This window comes from Streptomyces sp. AM6-12, assembly GCF_044327085.1.
Lineage (GTDB): Bacteria > Actinomycetota > Actinomycetes > Streptomycetales > Streptomycetaceae > Streptomyces.
The window spans coordinates 2,226,869-2,251,499 of record NZ_JBIQWN010000001.1 but is presented as its reverse complement, the minus strand read 5'-3'; the positions used below and the strand labels follow the sequence as shown (position 1 = coordinate 2,251,499).

The window sequence follows — 24,631 nt, the reverse complement described above, 5'->3', positions numbered from 1 at the left end:
CGGTGGGACGCACCACCTGCACACATAGGGAGAGACCCAAAGTGGCCGAGCTGTTCTACGACGCCGACGCCGACCTGTCCATCATCCAGAACCGCAAGGTCGCGGTCATCGGCTACGGCAGCCAGGGCCACGCGCACGCCCTGTCGCTGCGCGACTCCGGTGTCGATGTCCGGGTCGGTCTGCACGAGGGCTCGAAGTCCAAGGTCAAGGCCGAGGAGCAGGGCCTGCGCGTGGTCACCCCGGCCGAGGCCGCGGCCGAGGCCGACGTCATCATGGTCCTGGTCCCGGACCCGATCCAGGCCCAGGTCTACGAGGAGTCCATCGCCGGGAACCTGAAGGACGGCGACGCGCTGTTCTTCGGCCATGGCTTCAACATCCGCTTCGGCTTCATCAAGCCCCCGGCCGGCGTGGACGTCTGCATGGTCGCCCCGAAGGGTCCGGGCCACCTGGTGCGCCGCCAGTACGAGGAAGGCCGCGGCGTGCCCTGCATCGCCGCCGTGGAGCAGGACGCCTCCGGCAACGCCTTCGCGCTGGCCCTGTCGTACGCGAAGGGCATCGGCGGCACCCGCGCCGGCGTCATCAAGACGACCTTCACCGAGGAGACCGAGACCGACCTCTTCGGCGAGCAGGCCGTGCTGTGCGGCGGCACCGCCGCCCTGGTCAAGGCGGGCTTCGAGACCCTGACCGAGGCCGGCTACCAGCCGGAGATCGCCTACTTCGAGTGCCTGCACGAGCTGAAGCTGATCGTGGACCTCATGTACGAGGGCGGCCTGGAGAAGATGCGCTGGTCCATCTCCGAGACCGCCGAGTGGGGCGACTACGTCACCGGTCCGCGCATCATCACCGACGCCACCAAGGCGGAGATGAAGAAGGTCCTCGCCGAGATCCAGGACGGCACCTTCGCCAAGAACTGGATGGACGAGTACCACGGCGGCCTGAAGAAGTACAACGAGTACAAGAAGCAGGACTCCGAGCACCTGCTGGAGACCACGGGCAAGCAGCTGCGCCAGCTGATGAGCTGGGTGAACGAGGAGGCGTAAGCCTCGCGTCAGGGGGCCGGGGCATGCTGCTCCGGCCCCCATTCGCCACGATCTCCGGCAGTACTCCACAGTGGAGTTCCCCGTCCGGGTGATCCTTCCGCAACGGCGCAAAGCAAAGACCGCGGCGCCACTAGACTGCTGCACAACATACGCGTCAGGCCCACAGCGTCGTGCGTCTTCCACGCGGCTAGCACCCCTCCGCCAGCGGCCGTCGGGACGGCCGTCCGCATTGGACTTGTGAGGACCCACGTGAGCTCGAAACCCGTCGTACTCATCGCCGAGGAGCTTTCGCCCGCGACCGTCGACGCCCTCGGCCCCGACTTCGAGATCCGGCACTGCAACGGAGCCGACCGGGCGGAGCTGCTGCCCGCCATCGCCGACGTCGACGCGATCCTGATCCGCTCCGCCACCAAGGTCGACGCCGAGGCCGTCGCCGCGGCCAAGAAGCTCAAGGTCGTCGCCCGCGCGGGCGTCGGCCTGGACAACGTGGACGTGTCCGCCGCCACCAAGGCCGGCGTGATGGTCGTCAACGCCCCGACCTCCAACATCGTCACCGCGGCCGAACTGGCCTGCGGTCTGCTGCTGTCCACCGCCCGCAACATCCCGCAGGCCAACGCGGCGCTGAAGAACGGCGAGTGGAAGCGCAGCAAGTACACGGGCGTCGAGCTGGCCGAGAAGACCCTCGGCGTCGTCGGCCTCGGCCGCATCGGCGCCCTGGTCGCGCAGCGCATGTCCGCCTTCGGCATGAAGGTCGTCGCCTACGACCCGTACGTGCAGCCGGCGCGCGCCGCCCAGATGGGCGTGAAGGTCCTTTCCCTGGACGAGCTTCTCGAGGTCTCCGACTTCATCACCGTCCACCTGCCGAAGACCCCCGAGACCCTCGGCCTCATCGGCGACGAGGCGCTGCGCAAGGTCAAGCCGAGCGTGCGCATCGTCAACGCCGCGCGCGGCGGCATCGTGGACGAGGCGGCGCTGTACGCGGCGCTGAAGGAGGGCCGCGTCGCCGGCGCCGGCCTCGATGTGTACGCCAAGGAGCCGTGCACCGACTCTCCGCTGTTCGAGCTGGACCAGGTCGTGTGCACCCCCCACCTGGGCGCCTCCACGGACGAGGCGCAGGAGAAGGCGGGCATCGCGGTCGCCAGGTCGGTGCGGCTCGCCCTCGCCGGCGAGCTGGTCCCGGACGCGGTCAATGTGCAGGGCGGTGTCATCGCCGAGGACGTCAAGCCGGGCCTGCCGCTCGCCGAGCGCCTCGGCCGCATCTTCACCGCGCTCGCCGGCGAGGTGGCCGTGCGGCTGGACGTCGAGGTCTACGGCGAGATCACCCAGCACGACGTGAAGGTGCTCGAACTCTCCGCGCTCAAGGGCGTGTTCGAGGATGTCGTCGCCGAGACGGTGTCGTACGTGAACGCGCCGCTGTTCGCCCAGGAGCGCGGCGTCGAGGTGCGCCTCACCACCAGCTCCGAGGCGAGCGAGCACCGCAATGTGGTGACGGTCCGCGGCACGCTGGGCACTGGCGAGGAGGTCTCGGTCTCCGGCACCCTGGCCGGCCCCAAGCACATCCAGAAGATCGTCGCGGTCGGGGAGTACGACGTCGACCTCGCCCTCGCCGACCACATGCTGGTGCTGCGCTACGAGGACCGCCCCGGCGTCGTCGGCACCGTCGGCCGGATCCTCGGCGAGGCCGGTCTGAACATCGCCGGCATGCAGGTCGCCCGCGCCACGGTGGGCGGCGAGGCGCTGGCCGTCCTCACGGTGGACGACACGGTGACGCCGAACGTCCTGGCCGAGGTCGCCGCCGAGATCGGCGCGGCCTCCGCCCGCTCGGTGAACCTGGTCTGACGCGTTCCCGCCCACCCGCCCACCTGACCCGGCGGGTGGCGGGCCGGTGTGAAACCCCTGGGGGGCCGAGGAACACCTCGGCCCCCCAGGGGTTTCCCCGGTTTTCCCGTCAGGGCTTGCCCTCGGCCTTCCGCAGGGTCATCGCCGCCCCCACCGCCGCCAGCACCAGCACCACCGCCCCCGCCAGCGCGGCATCCCGCATCCCGCTGGTGAACGCGTTCCGGGCGGCGGCGAGCAGCGACTGCCCGGCCGCGCGCGGCAGTTGACCCACCGTGGCGAGCGCGCCGCCCAGGGTTTCGCGGGATCCCGCCGGGGCGGTGCCCGGCATCTCATGGCGGTAGACCGCCGCACCGATCGACCCCAGTACGGCCATCCCGAGCGCCCCGCCGAACTCCGAGCTGGTCTCCAGCAGCGAGGAGGCGGCACCGGCCCGCTCCACCGGGGCGGCGCTCATCGCCAGATCGCTCAGCTGGGACATGATCGCGACGACACCGCAGGCGAGGACGCCCGCCCCGGCGAGCACCAGCCACAGCGAGTCGGTGCCGGCGAGGGCGAGCAGCGCGTATCCGCCTGCCATGGTCACGAATCCGCCCGCGACGACGGACCCCCGGTTCACGCCCCGCTGGACCAGCCACGCGGTGAGGGGCCCGGCGAGGCCGATGAACACCGAGGGCAGCAGGCTCCACAGCGCGGCCGCGAGCGGGCTCTTGCCCAGCACCGACTGGAGGTACTGCGTGGTGAAGACGGCCGAGCCCATCATGCCGAGCGCGGAGAGGAGGTTGAGCACCAGCGCCGGGGCGAAGCCGGGGCCCTTCAGCAGGGCGGGCGGGATCAGCGGGGCGGTGTGGGTGCGCTGACGGTGCACGAACAGCGCCGCGAACAGCAGGCCGACGGTGATCGAGACGACGTACAGCGGGTGCCAGCCCTCGGACGGGATCTCCTTCAGGCCGTAGATCACGGGGAGTACGGCGGCCAGGGACAGGGGCACGCTCACCCAGTCGAAGGGGCCGGGGGCGGGATCGCGGGACTCGGGCAGCAGCACGGGTCCGAGCACCAGCAGCAGGGCCATGGCGGGGAGGTTGACGAGGAAGACGGACCCCCACCAGAAGTGTTCGACCAGGATGCCGCTCCTCACCGAGCCGAGGGCGATGCCGCCGGTCATCACGCCGGACCACAGCCCGATCGCCTTCGTCCGCTCGGCCGGGTCGGTGAACATCGTGCGCAGCAGGGCCATGGTCGAGGGCATCAGGGTGGCGCCGCCGACGCCGAGGAGGGCACGGGCCGCGATGAGGGTCCCGGCGCTGTCCGCGTAGGCGGCGAGGAGGGAGGCCCCGCCGAACGCGGCGGCGCCCATGAGCAGGAGCTTGCGGCGGCCGATGCGGTCCCCGAGCGACCCCATGGTCATCAGTAACCCGGCGAGCACGAAGCCGTAGCTGTCGAAGATCCACAGCTGCTGGGTGCCGGTGGGGTGCAGGTCGGCGCTGATCGCCGGAGTGGCGAAGTACAGCACCGAGACGTCCATCGAGACCAGGAGCAGCGGGAGCATCAGCACGTAGAGGGCGGTCCATTCACGCTTCATGACAGGGAAACGTACGGGCGTCTTAAACGCCTGTCTAGAACGCTTGTATAAGCCATGCGTCTAGGACGCCTGTATGGACGGCGCGGTAGGCTGCCGGCATGGGACACCGCGAGGATCTGCTCGACGGCGCGCAGCGCTGTCTGCTGGAGAAGGGCTTCGCGCGGACGACCGCGCGCGACATCGTGAAGGCGTCGGGGACCAACCTGGCCTCCATCGGCTACCACTACGGCTCCAAGGACACGCTGCTGGCGCAGGCCTACGTCGCGCTGGTGGAGGGGATGTCCTTCGGAGGTGACGCCGGGTTCAGCGGCGCTCCCGGTTCGCTGGAGCGGTTCCGGGAGGTGTGGTCGGGCGTCGTCGACAGCCTGCGCGAACCGGGCTCGATCTGGCGGCTCAGCGTGGAGATCCTCGCGATGGGCGACCAACTCCCCGAGGTCCGCGACCAGTTGTCCCGCGCCCAGCGCGAGGGCGGCCGGGGCCTGGTCTCGGCGCTGATGGGGATGCCGGAGGAGGACGTCTCCGACGAGACCGCCGACACCGTCGGCCGTTTCTACCTGACCCTGATGACGGGCCTGATCTCCCAGTGGACCTTCGACCCGACGACCGCACCGGACGGGGAGGCACTGACGGAGGGTCTGCGGCGGGTCATCGAGGCGGCTGTGGCCGGCTGACGCGTCAAAGTCCCTGCGGCCGTAGGTCGTACGGGTTCTGCGACCGAGGTCTGACCGGCGGCTCCTCGGGTGCGTCCGGATAGGTACGTCTTTCCGTCCTGCGGGCGGACGTGGCGGGGATCGCCGCGTGGCAACGTCCCTGGGTGTCGGAGCATGTTCGCCGCTCAAGGAGTCGGACTCATGACCACCAGCGCGCCCTTACCCGTTTCCCCGCGTCTCGCGACCGCCTCGCCCGTCCCTGCCTGGGCCCGCCGGACGGCACAGGCCGTCGTCTGGGCGTCGCTGCCCTCGGCGCTGTGGCGCCTCGCCGTGGTGCTCGGCGTCCCGCTGGGGCTCGCCGCGTCCGAGTACGACGACATGCTCATCCCCGGCTGGGGCTATCTAGTCCTCCCGCTGCTCTGCGCGTTCCAAGAGGGGCTCGCCTGGCTGGCGTTGGGACTCGTCCGGCCGTGGGGCGAGGTGTGGCCCCGCTGGATCCCCGGTCTGGGAGGGCGCCGGATCCCGCTGTACGCCGCCGTCGCGCCCGCGGCGCTCGGAGCACTCGCCTGTACCGTCTACGGCGTGCTGTTCGTCTATACGACGCTGCACGCCGACATGGACATCACGGTGTGGGGCGAGTGGGTGATGAACGCCTGCTACATCCCGCTGGCGGCATGGGGACCCCTGCTCGGCGTGGTCACCCTCCACTACTACCGCCGCCGCCAGCTGGGTTGAGACGAGCCCGGACCGTCTTGCCGGGGTCCGCGCGGAGTAATTGGTGACCGGCGGCCTTTGTGCGCACCGCCGCGTTGGCCACCAGTACGACGTCCTCAAGTTTTTGCCTGGATGTTCGCCGATCCTGTGACAGGCCGGATCCGAACTCCCCCTGCGAGCCCACGGCAAATCATGAGGGGCGGGTCTTGCCGGAAGGCACGACCAAGCTCCCCGCAGGCGAGCATGCTCCTGCTAGGTACTACGACCCACAGGGCAAACTCCTGGATCACCACGGCCACGTCGTGCAGCACGCGTCGGACGCGCCCCACGACCTGGTGGCCTCTCGGACGGCCCCTGCTGAGATGCCTCGACTCGACCCCCCGGCCCGTGAACCGGCGTTGGCCGGCACGGGTGCTCATACGGATGGCGGTGTGGGGCACGTGGGCCACGGTGCTTTCGGTGGCCACCATATGTCCGGTGGGTCTCACGTCGACGGTTCCACCCGCCACGCCGGCCGCGCCGGAGTCGGAAATTGCTGTGCCGCCCAGGGAGCCGGGCGATATCGTGCTCGATTCGGGTGACCCGGTGTACTTCAGAGACGGTTCGACTGCCATTGGTTACGATCGGAATACTCTGGCTGATTCACAACCGCGCCCGCTTCAGCGCCATGTGCAGCAGCAGCCGGTCCTCGCCGTCGTCCAGGTCCAGGCCGGTCAGCTGTTCCACGCGGTTGAGGCGGTAGTAGAGGGTCTGGCGGTGGATGCCCAGCTCGGACGCCGTGCGGCCCGCCTGGCCCGCGCAGTCGAGGTAGACCTCGGCGGTGCGGGCCAGCTCGCGGTGGGCGGGGGAGAGGAGCGGGCCGGCGGCCGGGTCCTGCGCGGACTCCGGGGGGAGCGCGGTCAGGAGGCGGTACGGCCCGATGCCCCGCCACTGCGCGATCGGCCCGAGGCGCCGCTCGGCCAGCGCCGCCTGCGCTGCGGCGCGCGCCTCCTGCCAGACCGTGCCCAGCTCGGCCAGTCCGAGGCGCGGCTCCCCGATCCCGGCGGCCGCCCCGCCGAACCCGGCCGCCGTCCCACGGCCCCCGGCGAAGCCGGCCGCCCCGAGGGCTCCCGCCGCCACCGCCGCGGCCACCACCGCCCCGGCACCCCGAGCCACGGCCGCCCCCTTACCCGACGCTCCCGCAGCCCCCGCCCCCGAAGCGCCGCTCGGCGTCCCTGAAGCCCCCGCCCGCGAAGCCCCCGAAGCACCGCTCGGCGTCGCCGAAGTGCCGCTCGAAGCGCCCGGAACCCCCGAAGCTCCCCGCGCCGCACCCCCAGAAGCTTCCCGTGCTCCGCGCACCCCCGTGTCCGACTCGGCTTCCGGGCCGCTCCGTACACCCAGTGCCCCCCACATCCCCTCCGTCTCCTCCAGGACCCGGGCCGCCGCCGCCAGCGCCGGTGCCCCCACCGACGTGGAGCGCAGGCGCACCAGGACCGCGAGGCTCTGGGCCGCCGTGCCCCAGGGGATCGTGCACAGCGCGGCCGCGTGCGGGATGGAGCGGGCGGACGGGGCGTCGTCGGGGTCGGGGGAGGGCCAGGGGGCCACGCAGACCAGGGTGTGCGGACCGTCGGCGCGGGGGCCCAGCGCCGTGCGCAGGTCGGCCACCGCCATGTCCCGCTGCCAGCCCCCCTCCGCCGTGAGGACGGCCCGCAGCTCCCGGCTCAGGCCCGCCCCGGCCTCCGCCTCGTCCGCGAGCAGCGCGCCGATCCGGCCGGCCACCCGCATCGCGGCGGTCAGCTGGGCGTCCGTCGGGCCGGGGTCGCCGTCCAGCAGCCAGACGTAGCCGAGGACGACACCGCGGTGGCGCACGGGCAGGCAGATCCGGCCGCGGTAGACGCCGGCCTCCGGGCTCGGCGGGATGCGGACCGGGCCGGTCGCGCGGGTGATGCCGAAGCCCTCGAACCAGGTGCGCACGCCCGCCGTGGAGCGCCGGGTCAGGATCGAGCGGGTGCGCACCGGGTCCAGCGCCGAGGCGTCCAGTTCCTCGTCGCTGTCGTACGCGCCGAAGGCGAGCAGCTCGAAGTCGCGGTTCTCCAGAGTCGCGGGCACGCCGAGCAGCTCCGAGATCTCGTCGACCAGTTCCTGGTAATCACCCTTGTAAACCGACGCCACACGGGCATTCTCCCCCATATTCCGGCCACCTTCATACAGATGTCTGAGATCGCGGGCACGGATGCGTGACAGCTGTCGATGGCCGACGATCAGAGGGATCCGTAGGTTTCACGGTGGTTCTCCGTGCCGTACCCGAATCGTCGGGTGATGGCTTCTTCTGGTGCTTGTCTGTGGAGGTGCCCCGTGCTGGGTCCCGTGATTCTCGCCGCGTCGCGCAGCGACCGGATGCGTCGCCTGATCTCGGCGGCCCCGGTGACCAAGCAGGTCGTCGACCGCTTCATTCCGGGGGAGACGGTGTCCGACATCGTCCCGATCATCAAGGACCTGACGGCCAAGGGCCTCCAGCTGACGATGGACGTCGTCGGCGAGGACATCACCACCGCCGAGCAGGCCACCCAGGCCCGTGACGCCTACCTCGCGCTGATCGACCACCTCAAGGACCTCGAACTCGGCGAGAAGGTCGAGATGTCGGTCAAGCTGTCGATGTTCGGACAGGCGCTGGAGGGCGGCCACGAGCTGGCGCTCGCCAACGTCCGCCCCGTCGTGGAGGCCGCCGCCGCCATCGGTACGACCGTCACCCTGGACGCCGAGGACCACACCACCCTCGACTCGATGTTCGCCATCCACGAGGAGCTGCGGAAGGACCACCCGCAGACGGGCTGTGTCATCCAGGCGTACCTCTTCCGCACCGAGGCCGACGCCAAGCGGCTCGCCGAGGCCGGCAGCCGGGTCCGCCTGGTCAAGGGCGCCTACAAGGAGCCCGCCGAGGTCGCCTACCAGCAGAAGCACGAGATCGACAAGGCCTACGTGCGGATCCTGCGGATCCTGATGGAGGGCGAGGGCTACCCGATGATCGGGTCCCACGACCCGCGCCTGATATCCATCGCGCAGGAGCTCGCCCACAAGGCCGGTCGTAAGCTCGACGAGTACGAGTTCCAGATGCTGTACGGCATCCGCGGCGACGAGCACCTGCGGCTGGCCGCCGAGGGCCACCGCATGCGCGTCTACACGGCGTACGGCACCGACTGGTACGGCTACTTCATGCGCCGTCTGGCGGAGAAGCCGGCGAACCTGCGCTTCTTCCTCCGCAGCATGGTCAGCAAGGGCTGAGCCCACCACCCGCTCACGTACAAGGAGTTCGGATCTCATGGACGCTGTGACCCAGGTCCCCACCCCCGTCAACGAGCCGGTGCACGGCTACGCCCCCGGCTCGCCCGAGCGCGCCCGCCTTGAGGCCAAGCTCAAGGAGCTGGCCGGGAACCCGGTCGAGCTGCCGATGACCATCGGCGGCGAGAAGCGGCTCGGCGGCGGCGAGCCGTTCGAGGTCGTGCAGCCGCACAACCACAAGGCCGTCCTCGGCACCGGCCGCCACGCCACCCAGCAGGACGCCCGCGACGCCATCGACGCGGCCCTGGCCGCCGCCCCGGCCTGGCGCGCGATGTCCTTCGACGACCGCGCCGCGATCATCCTGCGCGCCGCCGAGCTGCTGTCCGGCCCCTGGCGCGAGACGATCGCCGCCTCCACCATGCTCGGCCAGTCCAAGACGGCCCAGCAGGCGGAGATCGACAGCCCCTGTGAGCTGGTCGACTTCTGGCGCTTCAACGTGCACTACGCCCGCCAGATCCTCGCCGAGCAGCCCCCGGCGAACTCGCCGGGCGTGTGGAACCGCATGGACCACCGCCCGCTGGAGGGCTTCGTCTACGCGATCACGCCGTTCAACTTCTCCGCGATCGCCGCGAACCTGCCCACCGCCCCGGCCCTGATGGGCAACGTGGTGGTCTGGAAGCCGTCCCCGACCCAGACCCACGCCGCCGTGCTGCTCATGCGGCTCCTGGAGGAGGCCGGTCTGCCGAAGGGCGTCATCAACCTCGTCACCGGCGACGGCATCGAGGTCTCCAAGGTCGCCCTGGAGCACCGCGACCTCGCGGGCATCCACTTCACCGGCTCGACCAAGACCTTCCAGTACCTGTGGAAGACGGTCGGCAACAACATCGAGAAGTACCGCTCGTACCCGCGTCTGGTCGGCGAGACCGGCGGCAAGGACTTCCTGGTCGCCCACCCGAGCGCCGACCGCGCGATCCTGAAGACCGCCCTGACCCGCGGTGCCTTCGAGTACCAGGGCCAGAAGTGCAGCGCCACCTCCCGCGCGTACATCCCGGCGTCCATCTGGAACTCGGGCTTCAAGGAGGAGTTCGCGGCCGAGGTCGACTCCCTCACCGTGGGCGACGTGACGGACCTGTCCAACTTCATGGGCGCCGTCATCGACGACCGCTCCTTCGCCAAGAACAAGGCCGCGATCGACCGCGCCAAGGCCGACGCCACCTGCACGATCGTCGCGGGCGGCACGTACGACGACTCGGTCGGCTACTTCGTGCGCCCGACCGTCATCGAGTGCTCGGACCCGGAGAACGAGGTCTTCACGACCGAGTACTTCGGCCCGATCCTCGCGGTGTACGTCTACGAGGACGACCAGTACGACGAGATGCTGACCCAGATGGAGTCGGTCTCGGACTACGCCCTCACCGGTTCGGTCATCGCCAACGACCGCGCGGCGGCGGCGTACACGATGGAGAAGCTCCGCTTCGCCGCGGGCAACTTCTACATCAACGACAAGTCGACCGGCGCCGTGGTCGGCCAGCAGCCCTTCGGCGGCGGTCGCGCCTCCGGCACCAACGACAAGGCCGGTGCCCCCCAGAACCTGATGCGCTGGACCCTGACCCGCGCCATCAAGGAGACCCTGGTCCCGCCGACCGACTACACGTACCCGCACATGGGCTGACCCACAGCCTGACCCGAACGACGGGCCGGGAAGCCTGACGTCCGAACAGGCTTCCCGGCCCGTTTCCCATTCGTTGGACGACTCCTTCGGCGGCCGGTTCTCCGACGAGGACTGGGGCGGAGCTCGAACGGATTGTCGAGCGGGCGTACGATCTCGGCGCGCTGTCCGCCAGTGCGGACGGGGCACTGCTGTACGCCGCCCGCGGATGGCGGCGCTGGGAGGGGCAGGTGTGCGCCCTGTCGCCGCGGGACGGGATCGTGCGGCTGCCGGAGGAGGAAGGCAGCGTCTACGTACGACCGGGACTGGACCCCGCCGACGCGCTCGTGCTCGACTGGCGCGACGGTGATGTGACGTGACGCCGGTCCACCTGTTGACGTCACGCCGCTCCGCCCGTCAACCCGCCTTGCGCACCAGGATCTTGCCCGTGTTGCCGCCCCGCAGCATCAGCAGGAACGCCTCCACGATCCGGTCGAAGCCGTCGATCACCGTCTCGTCCGCCGTCAGCGCGCCGTCGCGCAGATGCGGCACGGCGAAGTCGTACAACTCCTCCTGCGCATCCCGGTAGTCGGAGACCAGGAAGCCCTCGACGCGCAGCCGGTTCTCCACCACGGCCCGGTGGTCGAGGGCGACGGGCCGGGCGTCGGGTGTGTTGTAGCGGCTGATCGTGCCGACCCGCGCCACCCGGCCCCGGAGCCGCAACGCGCCGATCGCGGCGCCGAGTTGCTCGCCGCCGACGTTGTCCACGAAGACGTCGACGCCGGTGGGCGCGGCCGCGGCCAGCAGTTCGGCGGCCGGTCCGGCGTGGTAGTCGAAGGCCGCGTCGTAACCCACCCGCTCCGTCAGGTACTTCACCTTCTCGGGGGTGCCCGCGCTGCCGATCACCCGGCCCGCGCCGAGGAGCCGGGCGAAGCGGCCGGCCGCGGTGCCGACGCCGCCCGCCGCGCCGGAGACGAACAGGTCCTCGCCCGCGCGCAGCCGGGCGATCCGGGTCAGGGCGACGTACGCCGTCAGACCGGTGCCGCCCAGCACGCTGAGGTACGCGGTCAGCGGGACACCGGGATGGTGGGGGAGCCGCCGTACGTCCTCGGGGGCGAGTACGGCGTGGGTGCGCCAGCCGCGGCGGTGGAAGACGATCTCGCCCTCGGGCAGGTCCGGGGTGCGCGAGGCGATCACCCGGCCCAGGGTGCGGCCCTCCAGCGGGGCGCCCAACTCGAAGTCGCCGTCCATCATTTCGCGGTGGTAGGGGTCCACCGACCACAGCAGGTTCTCCACCAGGGCGGTGCCCGGCGCCGGTGCGGGCACCGGGGACTCGGCGAAGCGGAAGTGGGCGGCGGTGGGGAAGCCGGTGGGGCGGGCGGTCTGCTGCACGGTGAGCGCGGTCTCGGTCATGAGCAGGACGGTAGGGAGGAATGCCGCACGGAAGCAGGGGGTTGGGCTCATGGAAGCCGCGGATCCATGAAGCGGACTCATAGACGCAGGTGGGAGCCCCGAAGTGACAGACCTTGCCCCGCGGGAGCTGCGGGTCCTGGCCGCCGTGGACGCGGAGGGCGGCTTCTCCGCCGCGGCCGCCCGGCTCGGCACCACCCAGTCCGCCGTCTCCCACGCCGTGCGCGGCATCGAGGGCAAGCTGGGCGCCGTGCTGTTCGAGCGCGGCCGGTTCGGCGCCCGGCCCACCCCCGCCGGGGAGCGGGCCGCCGCGCACGCCCGGCGGGTGCTGCGCCTGCTGGAGCTGATGCCGGGCGAGGTGCGCGGCGCGGCGGGCGGTGCGCGGGGCGGCCGGCCCGAAGGGACGCTGCGCGTCGCCGCGTTCCGCAGCGCGGCCCTGCATCTGCTGCCGCGCGCCCTGGAGCGGCTGGCCGCCGCGCACCCCGGTACCGAGGTGAAGGTCACCGTCGTACGGGAGTTGGGGGCGGGCACCGCGGGCGAGGTCGCCGCCGGGCGGGCCGACCTCGGGATCGCCACGCTGACCGGGACGCCGCGGGCACCCCTGGTCGGCGGGGTGCTGCTGGAGGAGCCGTACGCCCTGGTGCACCCGGCGGGGCACCCGTACCCGCGCGGCCTGCCGCTCGTGGACTGGGCCGAGAACTGCGGCTCCTACACCCGCGATTGGTGGACCGCCCAGGACTGGCTGCCGGCCGCCACCGTCCGCGCCGAGGACGACGGGGCGGTGCTGTCCATGGTGGGCAGCGGCCTCGGCATGGCCGTCATGCCCGCGCTGTCGCTCACCGCGGCGCCGCCCTCGGTGGAGATCACCGACCTCGGCCCCGAGCGGCCGTACCGCCGCGTCGGCTACGTGACCACCCCCGAACTGGCCGCCACCACCGCCGTACGCGCCCTGATCCGGGCCCTGCGCGCCGGGGAAATGTCCGGAAAGCCCGCGGCCGGATAAGTAAAGGGCCAGGTCAGGGGAGGGTCGCCGGATCGTCCGTCTCAGATAGTAGGAAGCCCGAGTATTTGTGCAGACAGGCACAGGGGCATGCCCGTACTTTGGAGGAAGCCGAACATCTCGCTCGACCCAGCGAACGGCGGTTGTGAGCCGGGCCCTGTGCAGGCAACCCCTGCGGCCGTTGCTCCCCGCCCCTTCCGGCGCCTCGTATCGCCTGCGTACCCCTCAATTCCGTGCTCCGGTTCTGCCGAAGGAGTCGATTGCCATGGCCGAGACGACCGTCCGCCGAGTCCGCCACACGCACCGCGCCAGCGAGACCGACCGCAGGCAGGCCGCCGCCGCCCTCCAGCGCGCCCTCGACCGCAGGGACAACGGCGGGCAGACCGGCCACTGAGCCCCTCGCCGTGCCGCCCCGCGGGACATGGCCTGTCCGAATGCCGGACAGGTCATGTCATCCCGTGGGACGAGGAGTAGGGTGCCGACATGTCTCGCAGCCTCAATCTCGCAGTGATCCCCGGTGACGGCATCGGCCAGGAGGTCGTGGCCGAGGGCCTGAAGGTCCTCTCCGCCGTCCTTCCGCAGGATGTGAAGCTGGAGACGCAGGAGTACGACTTCGGCGCCAAGCGCTACCACGCCACCGGTGAGACCCTCACCGACGCGGACCTCGCGCGGCTGAAGCGGCACGACGCCATCCTGCTCGGCGCCATCGGCGACCCCTCGGTGCCCTCCGGCGTCCTGGAGCGCGGCTTCCTGCTCAAGCTCCGGTTCGCCTTCGACCACCACGTCAACCTGCGGCCGAGCAAGCTGCTGCCGGGCGTCTCCACCCCGCTCGCCGGGCAGCCGGAGATCGACTTCGTCGTCGTCCGCGAGGGCACGGAAGGCCCGTACACCGGCAACGGCGGCACCATCCGCAAGGGCACCGCGCACGAGGTCGCCACCGAGGTCTCCGTCAACACGGCGTACGGCGTCGAGCGCGTCGTCCGCGACGCCTTCGCCCGCGCCCAGGCCCGCCCGCGCAAGAAGCTCACCCTGGTCCACAAGAACAACGTGCTGACCTTCGCCGGCCACCTGTGGACCGACATCTTCAACCGGGTGGCCCAGGAGTTCCCCGAGGTCAGCACCGACTACCTGCACGTCGACGCGGCCACCATCTTCCTGGTCACCCAGCCCGAGCGCTTCGACGTGATCGTCACCGACAACCTCTTCGGCGACATCATCACCGACCTCGCCGCGGCCGTGTCCGGCGGCATCGGCGTGGCCGCCTCCGGCAACATCAACCCCAGCCGCGAGTTCCCGTCCATGTTCGAGCCGGTGCACGGCTCGGCCCCGGACATCGCCGGACAGGGCAAGGCCGACCCCACGGCCACCGTCCTCTCCGTCGCCCTGCTGCTGCGCCACCTCGGGTACGACGCCGAGGCCGACCGCATCGACGCCGCGGTCGCCGCCGACCTCACCGAGCGCGCGGACCGGCCCGCCCGCGGCACCTCCGAGATCGGCGACGCGCTCGCCGCCCGAGTAGCCGGCTGACCCGGCGCTCCCTTCGCAAGAAGCCGCCGGGCCGCACGACCGCCCGGCGGCTTCCGCATGTCCCCGCCGGGTGAAACCATCGCCCCTTGGGCCGCCACCACGACCCCTGGGCCGCAGCCCACCCGATTCCGTCGGCCGACGGACGCGCGCGATAATCGAACGCGGAGCCGCGGTATGAGGGAAAGCTCGGACGTCCGAGCACCGGTCGCCAACCGGTGTCAGGTGTGAGCGCGGCCCGTCACGACAACCGGTGAAGGACAATCACTCATGACGACGCCCACGATCGAGCTCAAGCCCTCCGCCAGCCCCCTCGCCGCCGCCGAGCGCGAGGCGATCCTGGCCAACCCCGGGTTCGGCCGCCACTTCACCGACCACATGGTGACGATCCGGTGGACCGAGGGCCGCGGCTGGCACGACGCCCAGCTCGTGCCGTACGGCCCGATCTCCCTCGATCCCTCCACGCACGTGCTGCACTACGGCCAGGAGATCTTCGAGGGGCTGAAGGCGTACCGCCAGCCCGACGGCTCGATCGCGCTGTTCCGTCCCGAGGCCAACGCCCGCCGCTTCCGCACCTCCGCCCGCCGCATGGCCATGGCCGAGCTGCCCGAGGAGCTGTTCATCGCCGCCCTGGACGCGCTGCTCGTCCAGGACGCCGACTGGGTCCCGCCGCACGGCGGCGAGGCGGCCCTCTATCTGCGCCCGTTCATGATCGCCACCGAGGCCGCGCTCGGTGTGCACCCGGCCAACGAATACCTGTTCCTGCTGATCGCCTCCCCCTCCGGCGCCTACTTCTCCGGCGGCGTCAAGCCGGTCACCATCTGGGTCGCCGAGGACCACGTCCGCGCCGTCCCCGGCGGCACCGGCGACGCCAAGACCGGCGGCAACTACGCCGCCTCCCTGCTCCCGCAGGCCGAGGCCGCCGCGCACGGCTGCGACCAGGTCGTCTACCTCGACGCGGTCACCCGCACCAAGGTCGAGGAGAGCGGCAGCATGAACGTCGCCTTCGTCTACGGCGACCGGATCGTCACCCCCTCGCTGACCGGCTCCATCCTGGAGGGCATCACCCGCGACTCCCTTCTCCAGGTCGCCCGCGACCTCGGCTACCGGGCCGAGGAGGGCGTGGTCACCCTGGAGCAGTGGCGCGCGGACGCCGCCTCCGGCGCGCTGACCGAGGTCTTCGCCTGTGGCACCGCCGCCGTGGTCACCCCGATCGGTCACGTCAAGACCAAGACGGACGAGTGGACCCACGGCGACGGCACCCCCGGCGAGGTCACCATGCGCCTGCGCGAGGCGCTGCTCGGCATCCAGCGGGGCATGACCGAGGACAAGCACGGCTGGATGCACAAGGTCGGCTGACGCTCGGGCCCCCTCGCACGGGGCCGCCCCTCGCGCAGGGCCGCCGTGACCCCTCAGGGGTCGTCGGCGGCCCTGCGCGTTTTTGGAGCGGTGTTCGATCCATCACGCAGGCTTCTCTGGCCAACCCCCGCTTCACCTGCTTAGAGTGGTGCTCGAAAGCTTTAGAGTGCCGCTCTAAAGTGGTCGACGAGAAGGAGGCGCCGCGCCGTGCGACTGACCCCCACGGAACGAGACCGGCTGCTGCTTTTCGGCGCCGCCGAGCTGGCCCGCGCCCGCCGCGCCCGCGGCCTGCGGCTCAACGTGCCGGAGGCGACCGCGCTGATCGCGGACACCGTCTGCGAGGCCGCCCGCGACGGCCGGCGGCTCGCGGAGGCGATCGAGGCGGCGCGCGGTGTGCTCGGCCCCGAGGACGTGCTGCCGGGCGTCGCCGACGTGGTGACCGAGGTGATGGTCGAGGCCGTGTTCGACGACGGCTCCCGGCTCGCCGTGGTCTCCGACCCCATCGGCGGCGGGCTGGGCACGGACGCCCCCGGCGCGCTGCTGCCGGCACCCGCGCACGCCGACCCCGAGCCGGTGCTCCGGCTCACCGTCACCAACACCGCCTCCGTGCCGGTCTCCGTCACCTCCCACTTCCACTTCTTCGAGGCCAACCCGCGCCTCGACTTCGACCGCGCCGCCGCCTACGGCATGCGGCTCGCCGTGCCCGCCGGCTCCTCCGTGCGGTTCGGGCCGGGCGAGAGCGAGGAGGTCGGGCTGGTGCCGATCGGCGGCGAGCGGATCGCGATCGGCTTCGCCGGGCTGGTCGACGGGCCGCTGGACGCGCCGGGCGCCCGGACGGAGGCGCTGCGCAGGGCCGCGGCCTGCGGATATCTGGGGGTCACGGGCGAGGGCTGCCGGGATGTCCCGGGCGAGGGCTGCCGGGAGGACACGGCCGGCGGAGATCCGCGAGCCGCGGGCGACGAGGAGAAGGGGCAGGACCGATGAGCCGATCCAAGGGGCGCGAGGTGAGCCGGGAGATCCATGTCGACCCGCGCGCCTACGCCGCCACCCACGGCCCCCGCGCGGGCGACCGGGTCCGCCTCGGCGACTCGGGCCTGACCATCCGGGTGGAGTCCGACGCCCAGCGCTACGGCGACGAGTTCCTCGCCGGGTTCGGCAAGACGGCCCGCGACGGACTGCACCTCAAGGCCGCCGCCGTGCGCGAGACCTGCGACGTGGTGATCAGCAACGTCGTGGTGATCGACGCGGTGCAGGGCATCCGCAAGGTGTCCATCGGCATCCGCGAGGGCCGCATCAGCGCGATCGGCCGCGCGGGCAACCCGGACACCCTGGACGGCGTGGACGTCGTGGTCGGCACCGGCACCTCGATCGTCTCCGGCGAGGGCCTGATCGCCACCGCGGGCGCCGTCGACACCCATGTCCACCTGCTGTCGCCGCGCATCATGGAGGCGTCCCTCGCCTCCGGAGTGACCACGATCATCGGGCAGGAGTTCGGCCCGGTGTGGGGCGTCGGCGTCAACTCCCCCTGGGCGCTGCGCCACGCCTTCGGCGCCTTCGACGCCTGGCCGGTCAACATCGGTTTCCTGGGCCGGGGTTCGTCCTCGCACGAAGCCCCGCTGATCGAGGCGCTGGCCGAGGGCGGCGCGAGCGGCTTCAAGGTGCACGAGGACATGGGCGCCCACACCCGCGCCCTGGACACCGCGCTGCGGGTCGCCGAGGAGCACGACGTCCAAGTAGCCCTGCACAGCGACGGGTTGAACGAGTGCCTGTCGGTCGAGGACACGCTCAGGGTGCTTGAGGGCCGCACCATCCACGCCTTCCACATCGAGGGCTGCGGCGGCGGACACGTGCCGAACGTGCTGAAGATGGCCGGGGTGCCGAACGTCATCGGCTCCTCCACCAACCCCACCCTGCCCTTCGGCCGGGACGCGGTCGCCGAACACTACGGCATGATCGTCTCCGTCCACGACCTCAAGCCCGAGCTGCCCGGCGACGCCGCCATGGCCCGCGACCGGATCCGGGCCGGCACCATGGGCGCCGAGGACGTGCTGCACGACCTGGGCGCGATCGGCATCACCTCCTCCGACGCCCAGGGCATGGGCCGCGCGGGGGAGACGGTACGGCGCACCTTCGCCATGGCCGGCAAGATGAAGGCCGAGCTGGGCCCCCTGGAGGGTGACGGCGAGGCCGACGACAACGCCCGCGTGCTGCGCTACATGGCCAAGCTGACCATCAACCCCGCGGTCGCGCACGGCCTTTCCCACGAGGTCGGCTCGATCGAGGTCGGCAAGCTCGCCGACATCGTGCTGTGGCGCCCCGAGTACTTCGGCGCCAAGCCGCAGCTCGTCCTCAAGTCCGGCTTCCCGGCGTACGGCGTCGTCGGCGACCCCAACGCGGCCACCGACACCTGCGAACCCCTCGTCCTGGGACCTCAGTTCGGGGCGTACGGCGCGACGGCCGCCGACCTCTCGGTCGCGTTCGTCGCGCAGGCGGCCGTGGACCAGGGCAACGACACCATGCCGACGCGCCGCCGCCGGGTCGCCGTGCGCGGCACCCGCGGCATCGGCCCCGCCGACCTGCGCCTGAACGCCCGTACCGGAGCGGTCGACGTCGACCAGCGCACCGGCCTGGTCACCCTCGACGGCGACCCGCTGCGCTCGGAGCCGGCCGACTCGGTCTCCCTCAACCGCCTCTACTTCCTGTGAACCTCGCCCCCGCGACCTTGGAACGGACCCCCAGATGAGCACCCCCGCCGCCGACGGCTTCCGCATGCCCGCCGAGTGGACCCCGCACGAGCGCACCTGGATGGCGTGGCCGGGCCCCAACCCCACCTTCGACGACGCCGAGGACCTCGCCGCCTCCCGGCGCGCCTGGGCCGCGGTGGCCCGCGCCGTCCGCCGCTTCGAACCGGTGACCGTGGTCTGCGGCCCCGGCGCCTCGGCGCAGGCGCGGGAACTGCTCGGGCCGGACATCGACCTCGTGGAGCGCGAGCTGGACGACGCCTGGATGCGCGACATCGGCCCCACCTTCCTCACCGACGACCAGGGCCGACTGGCCGCCGTGGACTGGACGTTCAACGGCTGGGGCGCCCAGGACTGGGCCCGCTGGGAGCACGACGCGAAGATCGGCGCGTACGTCGCCGACCTCGCGGGCGCGCGGACGTACACCTCGACGCTGGTCAACGAGGGCGGCGGCATCCATGTCGACGGCGAGGGCACGGTGCTGCTCACCGAGACCGTGCAGCTCGGCCCCGAGCGCAACCCGCACTGGACGAAGGAGCAGGTCGAGGCGGAGATCCACGCCCACCTCGGCACCAGCAAGGCGATCTGGCTGCCGCGCGGGCTGACCGCCGACTATCCGCCGTACGGCTTCGGCACGCTGGGCCACGTCGACATCGTCGCCGCCTTCGCCCGTCCCGGTGTCGTCCTCGCCCACCACCAGCCGGACCCGGCGCACCCCGACCACGAGGTCACCAAGGAGATCATCGGCCTCCTCAAGTCCTCGACCGACGCGCAAGGCCGCCCCCTGGAGGTCGTGGAGGTCCCCGCCCCGACCGTCCTGGAGGCCGACGGCCACTGGGCCGACTACTCCTACATCAACCACTACCTGTGCAACGACGGCGTCGTCCTGTGCGCCTTCGACGACCCCCGCGACGAGACCGCCGCCGCCATCTTCCGCCGCCTCTTCCCCGACCGCACGGTCACCCTCGTGGACGCCCGCCAGATCTTCGCGGCCGGGGGCGGCATCCACTGCATCACCCAGCAGCAGCCCAAGAGCGCTGTTCGCCGGGCTGACCTCCGCTGAAGGCCCGGCCGACCGGTAGCGTGCACCGGGCGGCCCCGGACGCGAAAGGCGTGGAAGGCGGCCGGTCTGCACATGACCACGGACATGACCACGCACACGGATCAGACGGAGATCGCCGCCCTGGTGGGCCGGTACTTCCGGGCCTTGGACGCGCGGGAGTTCACGCCCGGCTGGGCGGACGGGTTCCTCACCCCGGACGCCCGGATGGAAACCCCGCTCGGGACGTCCGGGGGCGCGGCGGCCGTCCGGGCGACCGAGGAGGCGCTCGCGCGGTACGACCGTACGCAGCACCTCGCCTCCGGCATCGTCGCCGACGTGTCCGGCGCCACGGCGCGGGCCTCCTGGAACGCCCTGATGGTCCACGTCCACCACGACGCCACGCTGTTCCAGGTCGGCGGTGTCTTCGAGGCCGACCTCACGCGGACCGGCGACGGCTGGCGGTTCGCCGGGATGCTCGTCCGCGCGGTCTGGACGCAGGGGCGGCCGCCTGCGGGCGTCGGGGAACCGGCGTCCCGGCGTCCCGGCGACCGCCGGGCCTCCGCGTCGGGTAGAACATACGGGTGAACGTCCTGGTCTGTACGGGCCGCGGCCACCGTCTCCCCGAGCCGGTCCGGCCGCTGCCCGCGTCGCCCGCACGCCGTCCCCTCGCCGCACGGACGGTGTCCGCATGAGCGAGGGTTCCGCGCCGCGCCGGCGCACCCCCGCCCCGCCCCGCGAGGAACTGCTCGCCGCGGCCATGGGCATGATCGCCGAACGCGGCCTGGAGAAGCTCACGATGGCGGCGCTCGGCCGCGAGGTCGGAATGAGCAGCGGGCACCTCCTCTACTACTTCCGCTCCAAGGACGAGCTGCTGCTCCAGACCCTGGAGTGGAGCGAGGGCCGGCTCGGAGCGGCGCGCGGCCGGCTGCTCGCGGGCCAGGGCCCGGCGCGCGAGCGGCTGGCGGCCTACGTCGACCTGTACGTGCCCGACGGCCACCGCGATCCCCACTGGAGCCTGTGGCTGGAGGTCTGGAACCGCTCCCAGAACGCCGACGACGACGCACGCGCCCGTCAGGCCGCGATCGAGGGCGCCTGGCACCGGGACCTCGTCGCACTGATCGCCGAGGGCATCTCACGGGGCGAGTTCCGAACCGTGGACGCGGACCGCTTCGCCACCCGGACGCGCGCGCTGCTCGACGGCTTCTCGATCCACGTGGCGATCGGGTTGCGGGGAGTGCGTCGAGAACAAGTGCTCCAGCACGTAAGTGAGTTCATCGAGCAAGGACTAGTCGCCCCATCGCCGTGACCGCGTTGGCGGTTCGGCGGGTGCGGGTTTCCGTGTGGTCGACCGCGCAGTCCCCCCGGCCCTTTCGGGGCGCATCCCGTGTCGCGGAGTCGGGCAGGTAAGGGGGCATGGGAATCCAACACTGGAAGAAGATCTGGGTCGGCTCGGCGGGGAACATGGTCGAGTGGTTCGACTGGTTCGTGTACGCCAGCTTCGCCACCTATTTCGCCGGGGCGTTCTTCCCGAGTGGGAACCCCACCGCGCAGCTGATGAACACCGCCGGGATCTTCGCCGTCGGATTCTTCATGCGGCCCGTCGGCGGCTGGCTGCTCGGGCGGGTCGGCGACCGCAGGGGCCGCAAGGCGGCGCTGACGCTGACCGTCACCCTGATGTCGGCCTCGGCGGTGCTGATCGCCGTCGCGCCCACGTACGCGGTCGCCGGGTACGGCGGCGCCCTCGTGCTGCTCGTCGCCCGGCTGCTCCAGGGCCTGTCGGTGGGCGGCGAGTACGCGGCCAGCGCCACCTACCTCACCGAGGCCACCGACCCGAAACGGCGCGGCTTCGCCTCCAGCTTCCAGTACGTGTCCATGACCGTCGGTCAGATCCTCGGCCTCGGCCTCCAGATCGTCCTCCAGCGCACCATGTCCGACTCCGCCCTGCACAGCTACGGCTGGCGCATCCCCTTCGTCGTCGGCGCCCTCGGCGCGGCCGTCGTCTTCTACCTGCGCCGCACCATGCTGGAGAGCGAGGTCTACGACGAGGACGCCTCGGCCGCCGAGGAGCGCGGCACCCTGCGCGCCCTGTGGCGGCACCGGCGCGAGGCGTTCCTCGTCATCGCGCTCACCATGGGCGGCACGGTCGCGTACTACACGTACACCACCTACCTGACCAAGTACCTCTCCAACTCGGCGGGCCTGTCCAAGGACACCGCGACCCTCGTCTCCTTCACCGCGCTGATCGTCTTCGCCGCGATCCAGCCGCTCGCCGGCGCCCTGTCCGACCGGATCGGGCGCCGGCCCCTGCTGATCACCTTCGCGGTCGGCTCCACCGTCCTGACGGTGCCGATCATGACCCTGCTCAAGCACACCGGCGGCTACTGGCCCGCCCTCGGCCTCAGTCTGCTCGCGCTGGTGATCGTCACCGGCTACACCTCGATCAACGCCTGTGTGAAGGCCGAGCTGTTCCCCACGAGTGTCCGCTCCTTGGGCGTCGCCCTCCCGTACGCGCTCGCCAACGCCGTCTTCGGCGGGACCGCCGAATACATCGCCCTGTGGTTCAAGAAGGCTGGGATCGAGTCCGGTTTCTTCTGGTACGTGGCGGGATGCGCAGCCGTATCGCTGATCGTGTACGTCACGATGCGGGAGACGAAGGACCGGGACCTGACCGGCGTCCGGGGGGCCGGCGGAGTGGGGGAGTCCCGCGTGACGACCGCATCCTGAGACGGACGGTGAGCCGGGGGCGGTGCTGTGCCAGACTTCCCCCGTGCTTACGTTCGCCACGATTATCGGCAACAGGCGCGCCGGTCCGCAGTGACCATCTCGTACGACCAGGTGCGGGTGGCCACCGTTCGTCCTCGACCCGCGCGCAGACCTCTCGCATCCGCGAGGGGTTTTTTCGTTTTACGGCCCACCTTCAGCCGTGAACCGAGCGCGGGGGAGTATTGGGGGGACGGTGGAGCCGGTCATTCCGGTAAGACCGAAGATCCACAACAGGAGCCTTGAGACCATGACCGAGACGGCAACCAGCGAGCTCGACGACTCGTTCCACGTCTTCGACACGACGCTGCGCGACGGCGCGCAGCGTGAGGGCATCAACCTCACCGTCGCGGACAAGCTCGCCATCGCCCGGCACCTGGACGACTTCGGCGTCGGCTTCATCGAGGGCGGCTGGCCCGGCGCCAACCCCCGCGACACCGAGTTCTTCGCCCGCGCCAAAAACGAGATCGAGTTCCGCAACGCCCGGCTGGTCGCCTTCGGCGCCACTCGCCGCGCCGGTGCCAAGGCCGCCGACGACCCGCAGGTCAGGGCGCTGCTGGAGTCCGGCGCCCCGGTGATCACGCTGGTCGCCAAGGCGCACGACCGGCATGTCGAGATGGCGCTGCGCACCACGCTGGACGAGAACCTGGAGATGGTCCGCGACACCGTCTCCTACCTGTGCGAGCAGGGGCGCCGGGTGTTCGTGGACTGCGAGCACTTCTTCGACGGCTACCGGGCGAACCCCGAGTACGCCAAGGCCGTCGTGCGCGCCGCGTCCGAGGCCGGGGCCGATGTGGTGGTGCTGTGTGACACGAACGGCGGCATGCTGCCCGCCCAGGTGCACGCCGTCGTCGCGACCGTGCTCGCCGACACCGGCGCCCGGCTCGGCATCCACCCCCAGGACGACACCGGGTGCGCGGTCGCCAACACGCTGGCGGCGGTGGACGGCGGTGCCACGCATGTGCAGTGCACGGCCAACGGGTACGGCGAGCGGGTCGGCAACGCGAACCTGTTCCCGGTGGTGGCGGCGCTGGAGCTGAAGTACGGCAAGAAGGTGCTGCCCGAGGGGCGGCTGCGGGAGATGACCCGGATCTCGCACGCCATCGCCGAGGTCGTCAACCTCACGCCTTCCACCCACCAGCCGTACGTGGGCGTGTCCGCGTTCGCACACAAGGCCGGGCTGCACGCCTCCGCGATCAAGGTCGACCCGGACCTGTACCAGCACATCGACCCGGCGCGGGTCGGCAACACCATGCGGATGCTGGTCTCCGACATGGCGGGCCGCGCCTCCGTCGAGCTGAAGGGCAAGGAACTCGGCGTCGACCTCGGCGGCGACCGCGAGCTGATCGGGCGGGTGGTGGCACGGGTCAAGGAGCGCGAGCTCAAGGGCTACACGTACGAGGCCGCGGACGCCTCCTTCGAGCTGCTGCTGCGCGGCGAGGTCGAGGGCAAGGCGCTGAAGTACTTCGATGTCGAGTCCTGGCGGGCGATCGCCGAGGACCGGCCCGACGGCACCCACGCCAACGAGGCCACGGTCAAGCTGTGGGCCAAGAGCGAGCGCATCGTGGCCACCGCCGAGGGCAACGGCCCGGTCAACGCGCTCGACCGCGCCCTGCGGGTCGCCCTGGAGAAGATCTACCCCCAGCTCGCGGGCCTGGAACTGGTCGACTACCGCGTCCGCATCCTGGAGGGCCGCCACGGCACGTCCTCCACCACCCGCGTCCTCATCTCCACCTCCGACGGCACCGGCGAGTGGTCCACGGTCGGCGTCGCGGAAAACGTCATCGCCGCCTCCTGGCAGGCCCTGGAGGACGCCTACACCTACGGCCTCCTGCGCGCGGGCGTACAACCGGCGTAACCCTCCACGGGGCCCCCGGGTTCCCAGGGGCTCGCGATGTCCGCCTGGACGGGCTCCGGGGCGCGCCCCTCCCCAGGCGCCCGGCGTGGGGGCGCGCCGGCGGGGATGGGACGCGGCTCCGGGCCACCCCCCGGCGGATCTGCGCCGCCCACCCCAGCGGTGCCGAGGCGCGGCCCCCGGCGGGGCTGAGCTGGGTCCTCTCGCGGGGG

Annotated in this window: 20 protein-coding genes and 1 pseudogene; 18 read left to right on the top strand and 3 right to left on the bottom strand. The window is 71.7% G+C overall.

The features are described 5' to 3' along the window. Nucleotides 1-41: 41 nt before the first annotated feature. Together ilvC and serA are read left to right on the top strand one after the other, a co-directional pair. Nucleotides 42-1,040 (top strand): ketol-acid reductoisomerase, encoded by a 999-nt coding sequence (gene ilvC / locus ACE4Q9_RS09980; RefSeq protein ID WP_397983876.1) that lies wholly within the window; start codon nt 42-44, stop codon nt 1,038-1,040. A gap of 249 nt (nt 1,041-1,289) precedes the next feature. Next, entirely contained in the window at nt 1,290-2,879 is a 1,590-nt protein-coding gene (serA, locus tag ACE4Q9_RS09975; protein ID WP_397983875.1) for a phosphoglycerate dehydrogenase, read from the top strand. A gap of 109 nt (nt 2,880-2,988) precedes the next feature. Here serA and ACE4Q9_RS09970 read toward each other — a convergent pair whose 3' ends face one another. Continuing rightward, the gene (locus ACE4Q9_RS09970) at nt 2,989-4,458 is read right to left on the bottom strand and encodes an MFS transporter (RefSeq protein WP_397983874.1); all 1,470 of its coding nucleotides are present in this window, start codon (nt 4,456-4,458) and stop codon (nt 2,989-2,991) included. 98 nt (nt 4,459-4,556) lie between these two features. Here ACE4Q9_RS09970 and ACE4Q9_RS09965 point away from each other — a divergent pair, with 98 nt between their 5' ends. Next, a complete protein-coding gene (locus tag ACE4Q9_RS09965; RefSeq protein WP_397983873.1) occupies nt 4,557-5,129 on the top strand; it encodes a TetR/AcrR family transcriptional regulator in 573 nt (190 codons plus the stop codon). Between the two features lie 180 nt (nt 5,130-5,309). Next, the gene (locus tag ACE4Q9_RS09960; protein ID WP_397983872.1) at nt 5,310-5,843 is read left to right on the top strand and encodes a hypothetical protein; all 534 of its coding nucleotides are present in this window, start codon (nt 5,310-5,312) and stop codon (nt 5,841-5,843) included. Nucleotides 5,844-6,464: 621 nt separating this feature from the next. Here the strand turns inward: ACE4Q9_RS09960 and ACE4Q9_RS09955 are convergent. Further along, nucleotides 6,465-7,991 (bottom strand): PucR family transcriptional regulator, encoded by a 1,527-nt coding sequence (locus ACE4Q9_RS09955; protein WP_397983871.1) that lies wholly within the window; start codon nt 7,989-7,991, stop codon nt 6,465-6,467. 165 nt (nt 7,992-8,156) lie between these two features. Here ACE4Q9_RS09955 and ACE4Q9_RS09950 point away from each other — a divergent pair, with 165 nt between their 5' ends. The 3 genes and pseudogenes from ACE4Q9_RS09950 to ACE4Q9_RS09940 form a co-directional block, all read left to right on the top strand. Then, nucleotides 8,157-9,083, top strand: coding sequence for a proline dehydrogenase family protein (locus ACE4Q9_RS09950; protein WP_397983870.1), 927 nt, complete (start codon nt 8,157-8,159; stop codon nt 9,081-9,083). A 37-nt stretch (nt 9,084-9,120) separates the two neighbouring features. Further along, nucleotides 9,121-10,752: an L-glutamate gamma-semialdehyde dehydrogenase gene (gene pruA, locus ACE4Q9_RS09945; protein WP_397983869.1), complete on the top strand. Its 1,632-nt coding sequence runs from the start codon at nt 9,121-9,123 to the stop codon at nt 10,750-10,752. 116 nt (nt 10,753-10,868) lie between these two features. Beyond that, nucleotides 10,869-11,108 (top strand): annotated as a pseudogene (locus tag ACE4Q9_RS09940) (aminoglycoside 2'-N-acetyltransferase); the annotation flags it as partial. A gap of 37 nt (nt 11,109-11,145) precedes the next feature. Here ACE4Q9_RS09940 and ACE4Q9_RS09935 read toward each other — a convergent pair. Further along, nucleotides 11,146-12,141 carry a zinc-binding dehydrogenase gene (locus ACE4Q9_RS09935; protein WP_397983868.1) on the bottom strand — a complete coding sequence of 332 codons (996 nt, stop codon included), beginning with the start codon at nt 12,139-12,141 and terminating at the stop codon, nt 11,146-11,148. 103 nt (nt 12,142-12,244) lie between these two features. Here ACE4Q9_RS09935 and ACE4Q9_RS09930 point away from each other — a divergent pair, with 103 nt between their 5' ends. The 11 genes from ACE4Q9_RS09930 (at nt 12,245) to cimA (ending at nt 24,422) form a co-directional block, all read left to right on the top strand. Further along, nucleotides 12,245-13,141: a LysR family transcriptional regulator gene (locus ACE4Q9_RS09930; protein ID WP_397983867.1), complete on the top strand. Its 897-nt coding sequence runs from the start codon at nt 12,245-12,247 to the stop codon at nt 13,139-13,141. A 262-nt stretch (nt 13,142-13,403) separates the two neighbouring features. Further along, entirely contained in the window at nt 13,404-13,532 is a 129-nt protein-coding gene (locus tag ACE4Q9_RS09925; protein WP_397983866.1) for a hypothetical protein, read from the top strand. Nucleotides 13,533-13,621: 89 nt separating this feature from the next. Continuing rightward, entirely contained in the window at nt 13,622-14,665 is a 1,044-nt protein-coding gene (locus ACE4Q9_RS09920) for a 3-isopropylmalate dehydrogenase (RefSeq protein ID WP_397983865.1), read from the top strand. A 267-nt stretch (nt 14,666-14,932) separates the two neighbouring features. Beyond that, a complete protein-coding gene (locus ACE4Q9_RS09915) occupies nt 14,933-16,021 on the top strand; it encodes a branched-chain amino acid aminotransferase (protein ID WP_397983864.1) in 1,089 nt (362 codons plus the stop codon). A gap of 207 nt (nt 16,022-16,228) precedes the next feature. Then, complete coding sequence (ureA, locus tag ACE4Q9_RS09910) at nt 16,229-17,005, top strand: urease subunit gamma (RefSeq protein ID WP_397983863.1); 777 nt, start codon at nt 16,229-16,231, stop codon at nt 17,003-17,005. Beyond that, on the top strand, nt 17,002-18,726 hold the full coding sequence (locus ACE4Q9_RS09905) for an urease subunit alpha (protein ID WP_397983862.1): 1,725 nt from the start codon (nt 17,002-17,004) through the stop codon (nt 18,724-18,726). Before ureA ends, ACE4Q9_RS09905 begins: the two co-directional genes overlap by 4 nt. 34 nt (nt 18,727-18,760) lie before the next feature. Then, on the top strand, nt 18,761-19,825 hold the full coding sequence (locus tag ACE4Q9_RS09900) for an agmatine/peptidylarginine deiminase (protein ID WP_397983861.1): 1,065 nt from the start codon (nt 18,761-18,763) through the stop codon (nt 19,823-19,825). An 84-nt stretch (nt 19,826-19,909) separates the two neighbouring features. After that, entirely contained in the window at nt 19,910-20,389 is a 480-nt protein-coding gene (locus ACE4Q9_RS09895) for a nuclear transport factor 2 family protein (RefSeq protein ID WP_397983860.1), read from the top strand. A gap of 103 nt (nt 20,390-20,492) precedes the next feature. Next, nucleotides 20,493-21,110 (top strand): TetR/AcrR family transcriptional regulator, encoded by a 618-nt coding sequence (locus tag ACE4Q9_RS09890; protein WP_397983859.1) that lies wholly within the window; start codon nt 20,493-20,495, stop codon nt 21,108-21,110. A 107-nt stretch (nt 21,111-21,217) separates the two neighbouring features. Further along, entirely contained in the window at nt 21,218-22,528 is a 1,311-nt protein-coding gene (locus ACE4Q9_RS09885; RefSeq protein ID WP_397983858.1) for an MFS transporter, read from the top strand. Between the two features lie 286 nt (nt 22,529-22,814). Beyond that, the gene (gene cimA, locus ACE4Q9_RS09880) at nt 22,815-24,422 is read left to right on the top strand and encodes a citramalate synthase (protein WP_397983857.1); all 1,608 of its coding nucleotides are present in this window, start codon (nt 22,815-22,817) and stop codon (nt 24,420-24,422) included. Nucleotides 24,423-24,631: the final 209 nt, after the last annotated feature.

Coding starts and splice junctions, on each gene's coding strand:
- ACE4Q9_RS09970 (WP_397983874.1), bottom strand. CDS start 4,458: ATGAAGCGTGAATGGACCGCCCTCTACGTGCTGATGCTCCCGCTGCTC.
- ACE4Q9_RS09965 (WP_397983873.1), top strand. CDS start 4,557: ATGGGACACCGCGAGGATCTGCTCGACGGCGCGCAGCGCTGTCTGCTG.
- ACE4Q9_RS09960 (WP_397983872.1), top strand. CDS start 5,310: ATGACCACCAGCGCGCCCTTACCCGTTTCCCCGCGTCTCGCGACCGCC.
- ACE4Q9_RS09955 (WP_397983871.1), bottom strand. CDS start 7,991: ATGGGGGAGAATGCCCGTGTGGCGTCGGTTTACAAGGGTGATTACCAG.
- pruA (WP_397983869.1), top strand. CDS start 9,121: ATGGACGCTGTGACCCAGGTCCCCACCCCCGTCAACGAGCCGGTGCAC.
- ACE4Q9_RS09935 (WP_397983868.1), bottom strand. CDS start 12,141: ATGACCGAGACCGCGCTCACCGTGCAGCAGACCGCCCGCCCCACCGGC.
- ACE4Q9_RS09925 (WP_397983866.1), top strand. CDS start 13,404: ATGGCCGAGACGACCGTCCGCCGAGTCCGCCACACGCACCGCGCCAGC.
- ACE4Q9_RS09920 (WP_397983865.1), top strand. CDS start 13,622: ATGTCTCGCAGCCTCAATCTCGCAGTGATCCCCGGTGACGGCATCGGC.
- ACE4Q9_RS09915 (WP_397983864.1), top strand. CDS start 14,933: ATGACGACGCCCACGATCGAGCTCAAGCCCTCCGCCAGCCCCCTCGCC.
- ACE4Q9_RS09905 (WP_397983862.1), top strand. CDS start 17,002: ATGAGCCGATCCAAGGGGCGCGAGGTGAGCCGGGAGATCCATGTCGAC.
- ACE4Q9_RS09900 (WP_397983861.1), top strand. CDS start 18,761: ATGAGCACCCCCGCCGCCGACGGCTTCCGCATGCCCGCCGAGTGGACC.
- ACE4Q9_RS09895 (WP_397983860.1), top strand. CDS start 19,910: ATGACCACGCACACGGATCAGACGGAGATCGCCGCCCTGGTGGGCCGG.
- ACE4Q9_RS09890 (WP_397983859.1), top strand. CDS start 20,493: ATGAGCGAGGGTTCCGCGCCGCGCCGGCGCACCCCCGCCCCGCCCCGC.
- ACE4Q9_RS09885 (WP_397983858.1), top strand. CDS start 21,218: ATGGGAATCCAACACTGGAAGAAGATCTGGGTCGGCTCGGCGGGGAAC.
- cimA (WP_397983857.1), top strand. CDS start 22,815: ATGACCGAGACGGCAACCAGCGAGCTCGACGACTCGTTCCACGTCTTC.